Below are 5,471 nucleotides of genomic sequence, written 5' to 3' on the forward strand. Positions count from 1 at the left end.
CTTTTGTAGAGATGATACTACAATATGGTAATTAGCAAATTAGCAAATGTGCTAATTAGTAAAATTCCCGTGTGGTACTACCACACGGGAATTTTTAATAAGACATCTAACTTGTATCTATTTGCTAAATTCTACTTCAGCATTTAGTTTAGTTATCTTTTCTTGCAATTTAGTGATGTCTTTTTGCAACTTCTCAATACGGCGATTACTTTTGGCTAAATTCTTGTTAGCCTTACTAGCTTTGCGCAATGCCTTTTGAGCTTTGTTCGCTTTTTTAGCACTTGCCGAAGCCGAGTTGGCATCACTAAAAGCATCCGTACGATTGGTAGCTTCTTCATTAGCTTGTGTAGCCTCAGTTTGCAACGACTGATTATTGGTTTGCTCTTGAGTAAGTTTCATTTGCAATTCGTTGAGCTCAGAATTGAGTTTTAAGGCTTGCTGTTGATTTTCTAAGCGTTTCATCTCTGGTGATTTAGCTGTACCACAGCTCGCTAGCATAAAGGAAGCTAACACTCCCATTAAAAGTACTTTTTTCATAATTATATTATTAATATTTTAATGCCGCAAAGGTAATACATAATTAACAAATGAGCAAATGAGGGAATTAGAAAATTAGTTATCTTTTTTACAAAATCTTACAAGTTGGTCAGTAACCTCTTGCAAATTCTGTTTCCTTACTTTGGTTTTCTCAGTAAAAAGGTCGGTAGTTAGGTTAGTTGCTTGTTTATCAATACTCGCTTTCCAATTGCCTACAACTCTGCCTTCGTGCAGAATAACCGGTTTGAATATACCAAACTTATTATGTGCCTTTGCTTCGTGCTTTTTGTCGAGAGCTACCCAACGGCTTTTATAGCCTATCAGATACTCATCGTACGGCGGAAGCAAATGCATTGTTTTTGTGTAGTCAGTAGCTTCAAAGTTATTGCGATATAGATACATTGGGATATTTTCTACCAAAACTTCTTCTAATTCAGAGGCAATCCCCTCTATAGCTTTCTTACATTGCATTTTAGGCAATCCTGACCACCACGTGAAATCCTCTAATGAGGCAGGTGAATGACTCCTGAAATACTTCTGTGCCAGTCGTTTCAAAGCTTCATCAAGGATAATAACAGTTGTTGTAGGTACTCTTTCGGACAATAGAGCCCAAGTAGCCTCTTTGCCTTGCATTTCCCCAGAACACAAAAGTCCTTCAATTTCAGCACGCAATAATAAGGGGTTGAGCAGTTTGTCTTCAGGTAAAAGCCCTAAAGCTATAAGCCTGTTAGCAATAGCTTTTTTAAACAATGATTTACCTCCAGAGAGCAATTCACATAGAGCGTGTGTTACCTCCTGAAAGTAATTTTGAGTAAACGCTGTACTGATATTCTTTTGCCAAGATTGCAAAGTACTCAGATTGCGTTCCTTGCATAAGGGAAGTAACCAGCCTATATCCGTTTTGCTCACCACTTGCACCGTACAACGCAAGAGATGAAGACGTAAAAGTTCAGCCTTAGCAAAAGCCTCTTGGAGTTGAGCCAATTGCGGGACACTCTGCCGTATACCTATCGCCCAACGGAAATAATTATAATCCTGTGCCTGCATAGCTCCTTGCCACGCTACAATATCCTCAGTTTTTTCATATCGAGGAGAAAGCAACTGCTGATGCAAGAGTCTCAGCGCAATAGCTTCTTGTTTACTTATTGTTCTCATCAACTCACCTGCTTATTAACTAATTGATTCATCTTGGTGAGCGTTTCCTCTATCATCGCCATACGCTTCTTTACTTTCTCTACCGAAGCATCTAACGTGTACCCCTCATCAAGGAGTTCTTTGATGAGGAGTATTTTTTTGATATTCAGGTAATCATACCGGCGATTTTTCCCTTCCTCTTCCGTTAAACTGGTGATAATTCCTTTCTCTTCCCAATAGCGTATTTGTCGGGTAGGGATACCAGTGATTTGTGATACTTCCCCTATGCCCACTACCAATTTCCGCAGAAAATCAAAGTCTAACAAGAGTTCTTTTTATACTTCTTTTGCCATAGATTGTAAATAAATTACGAAATAAGTTGCAAATATACAAATAAATACTTTACCTTTGTATTTTGTAAATAATCTACAATTAAAGAAAATAATTAACGATGAAAAACTTAAACAACAAGAATGCCGTAATTACCGGCGGAAGTGATGGTATTGGCTTAGGAATAGCCAAAGCCTTTGCCCGTGAGGGTGCAAATCTATTGCTCATAGGTAAAGACCCTGAGAAACTACAAAAAGCCCAACAAGCGCTACTAAATGAGTTTGGCGTGCAAGTACACACCCTCTCTGCTGATTTATCAAAAACGGAGACAGTAACTGAGGTAGTGAAAGACATTGAGCGACTGCTGCCTACGGTAGATATTTTAGTAAACAACGCTGGTTTGGGCAAGTTCGTGCCTTTTGAGCAAGTGGACAATACCTTATACGATGCCCACTTCAACCTCAATGTAAAAGCGCCTTATTTCCTTACCCAAGGTCTGTTACCTGCTTTGGTGAAAAGCAAGGGGAATGTTATTAATATCTCGTCGTGTTTTGCGCACCGAATGCTTCCTAACCGCGCAACTACCGTTTATTCAGCTACTAAAGGAGCTTTGGACTCTTTTACCAAGGCGTTGGCTTTTGAAGTGGGACATTTGGGTGTACGCGTAAATGCCATTGCTCCTGGAAATATTTTTACCCCGCAATTCAACCGCAATTTGCAAGCCCTTACCCCCGAAAAACAAGCCGCTTTTGAGACTATGGTAAAGGAAATTTACCCTTTACAACACATTGGGACGCCTGAGGATATAGCTAAAGCTTGTGTATTCTTAGCCAGCGACAATGCTTCGTGGATTACAGGCACTGTGCTCGTCGTAGATGGCGGAGTCACTACAAATTAGTTGTGCACGACGCGCAGTGTGAACCACACAGGCAGAGGGAAAATTAGCGAATTTGGAAATTAGAAAATGAGGTACAGGCTACAAGAAAAGCACCAGCGGAGGGGGAGTAGAGAAACTTGGAAAGGCTCGGAGTTATCGGAGGAAAACGAAAAATATCAAAAGAGGGTTGAAGGGAATTTTGGAGAGAAAAGGCTGTTAGGAGGCTATGCTTAGCTTATAGAGAGCTTATAGGAAGCTTATACGAATCTTGGAAGATTGGTATAGAAAGGGTATATAAATAGTTAAGAATGAGGAGTTAAGAGAGGGGAGTAAGAAGTGATTTTGAGGATAATAAATCGAAAGTAAAGAGAAGTGAATACGTTGGTGTATTGAATGTCAGTAGAAGAAGAGTGCTATCTGAATTATTGAAGGGAAAGTGATTAAATAGCATTTTTTCCGGAAAAAATAATAGATAGAAGAGCTTCTGACGGGGTGGAAATTGAAGCAAATTAACAGATAGCTTTGCTATCAAGAATTCTGCGTGAGATTTCATTGAGAGCTAAAAAAGAACTAAATTTGTTAATTAGTGAATTAGCAAATTAGTTGTATCTTTGCATAACCGTACTACATACATTTCTTATGAAAAACGAAAAAAAAAATCGACAGAATGGTAGAACGGGAGTTGAAGAATTTAAGGATTACGTTATATGTGACTTTATGGCTAAATTCTTAAATGGTATGTCTATAACTATGTAATACACGATGGGGCTCACGGTGAGTATTTTGGTATGCATTTCTATCGATAGCTATGTGCTCAATAAGTTTGTTCCTTATCTTAAAGAAACTTCATATACCCTTTTACCCTCTGTTGAGAAGGCAAAAAATGATATGTATCAACTATTGAGTAAACAGTAAAGTAAATCAACCATAAAGGAGATATAAAAAGCGAACAACTAAAAAAATGGAGACACACAATGGCAATAGACGGAGTAAAGATTATCGATAGCGATAGCGGTTACGATATTTATAACAATATCACAGAACGCTACAAAGACGGTGAAGATATTGAAAAAATCAGACAAGATTGGTTGAACGAGGAAGACAATTTCTGTATTGACGAATTATTTACGGAAATATACTGGACGGCATTCGCCTACTCGCTTTGGAAAATCGGGTACAAGGAAGATGAAGTCCGCCGGAAAGCATTGGAAATAATAGAAGGCGGAGCCAGTGCATTGTGGGACGAGATTCATACCCAAGCCCGACGACAAAGGCAGAAGGCTCTCGAGAAATTAAAATTACAACTCTCGTCGGATAATCCGAAGCCACTTCGCAAACCGACGATAAAAAAAACGAAAGAGCCATATTTCCAAAAAGGCGATGTATTAGCCGTTGCGATGAAAGAAGGGTATGGAATTTGTTTTATTTCGGCAGTGGACAGTTCGCCGAGAAAGGTAGAATATCATATCGCCTGTACAAGATATTTAAGCGATAAGTATCCTACAATGAACGATTTTCTGGAGAGTAAGATTGCCTGTGGGAAGCATAATCAAGATTTCGCGTTAAGAACCGACTGCTGGTTTAATCATAAAGATTTTGGGGCAATACTGCCCTCTATTAGAAAGCTTGGTTCCGTTCGATTTAGACCATATCTTTTATGGGTGCTGGCACCTGCACACAACTTAGACGATATTTATAAGGAGATAGTACAAGACAAAAAATACTTCGGCGGCAAAATAAAAGAAGTATCCGAATTGGTCGAGACAGTGATAGAGGACACCGAGGAGATGTGATAACAGAATAATTCAAGATAATTAAAATACGAGATAATAAACAAAAGGGGTTGATAAAAGAAAAAGAACGTTGTATGCACTTTTTATTTTCTTTGTTTTGGTAGGCGTATGCTAGTGGAAGGTAGGAGAATAAAGAGGGATTATGAAATAAAAAAGAGGGCAATTGTTGTGAGTATGATTATTTTTTGTACCTTTGCACCGAATTACAGAAATGAACACTTGGGGTCGACCGGTTTTGACAGTAAGTGGCATTGAATAGTAAGCATACCGAGCTGTGAAATGAATGCTCGATAATCTCTATTTCAAAATTTTAAATGGCGAGAATAACTACGCTCTTGCTGCCTAATCTGAAGTTTAGTAAGATTGCTGGCTAAGTCCCTACAAGGTAGGGAAGCGAGATGTCTCTGAAAAGCCCTTGTTGACGGCGTTTCGTACAGAGGCACCATAAAAGTCAACATCGAACCTGCGGTACGCTTCTGCTAACGGTTCTTAAGCAAAGGAAGCTAAGCGCAAAATGGGCGGTGCTCGGTCAGTTTTGCGACGAAAATCAAACGAGGACTAAGTATGTAGAAAGCTTTTTGATGACTTATTTGGACGAGAGTTCGATTCTCTCCGACTCCACAAATTACATTAATTATCAATGTTTTAACTTATAACAGGGACTAAAATAGGGACTATCTTTATTTTTTAGTCCTTGTTTCATTAAGAGACTGAAGGTAGATTAAAATAACACCTACCTACTGACTTAGGTAGGGTAAAATAAAAGCTACTTTCCAACAAGATAGATTAAAATAATACCT

At 38.7% G+C, this 5,471-nt stretch carries 5 protein-coding genes and 1 other RNA gene; 3 read left to right on the top strand and 3 right to left on the bottom strand.

Features of this window, described 5'->3' with window-relative positions:
• Positions 1-117: 117 nt before the first annotated feature.
• The 3 genes from HMPREF9072_RS03690 to HMPREF9072_RS03700 form a co-directional block, all read right to left on the bottom strand.
• A complete protein-coding gene (locus HMPREF9072_RS03690; protein WP_009422672.1) occupies positions 118-537 on the bottom strand; it encodes a hypothetical protein in 420 nt (139 codons plus the stop codon).
• A 75-nt stretch (positions 538-612) separates the two neighbouring features.
• The gene (locus HMPREF9072_RS03695; RefSeq protein WP_009750433.1) at positions 613-1,692 is read right to left on the bottom strand and encodes a winged helix DNA-binding domain-containing protein; all 1,080 of its coding nucleotides are present in this window, start codon (positions 1,690-1,692) and stop codon (positions 613-615) included.
• Complete coding sequence (locus HMPREF9072_RS03700) at positions 1,692-1,997, bottom strand: MerR family transcriptional regulator (protein ID WP_009750434.1); 306 nt, start codon at positions 1,995-1,997, stop codon at positions 1,692-1,694. The genes HMPREF9072_RS03695 and HMPREF9072_RS03700 overlap by 1 nt, the downstream gene beginning before the upstream one ends.
• A gap of 125 nt (positions 1,998-2,122) precedes the next feature.
• On the opposite strand from HMPREF9072_RS03700, the gene HMPREF9072_RS03705 reads away from it, so the two are divergent.
• The 3 genes from HMPREF9072_RS03705 to ssrA all read left to right on the top strand — a co-directional run bounded on the left by HMPREF9072_RS03705 (position 2,123) and on the right by ssrA (position 5,295).
• Complete coding sequence (locus HMPREF9072_RS03705; RefSeq protein WP_009750435.1) at positions 2,123-2,899, top strand: SDR family NAD(P)-dependent oxidoreductase; 777 nt, start codon at positions 2,123-2,125, stop codon at positions 2,897-2,899.
• 953 nt (positions 2,900-3,852) lie between these two features.
• Entirely contained in the window at positions 3,853-4,671 is an 819-nt protein-coding gene (locus HMPREF9072_RS03710) for a hypothetical protein (protein WP_009750437.1), read from the top strand.
• 221 nt (positions 4,672-4,892) lie between these two features.
• Positions 4,893-5,295: a transfer-messenger RNA gene (gene ssrA, locus HMPREF9072_RS11815) on the top strand.
• The last annotated feature ends 176 nt before the right edge of the window (positions 5,296-5,471 follow it).

Origin of the sequence: Capnocytophaga sp. oral taxon 324 str. F0483 (assembly GCF_000318315.2) — a bacterium.
Classification (GTDB): domain Bacteria; phylum Bacteroidota; class Bacteroidia; order Flavobacteriales; family Flavobacteriaceae; genus Capnocytophaga; species Capnocytophaga ochracea.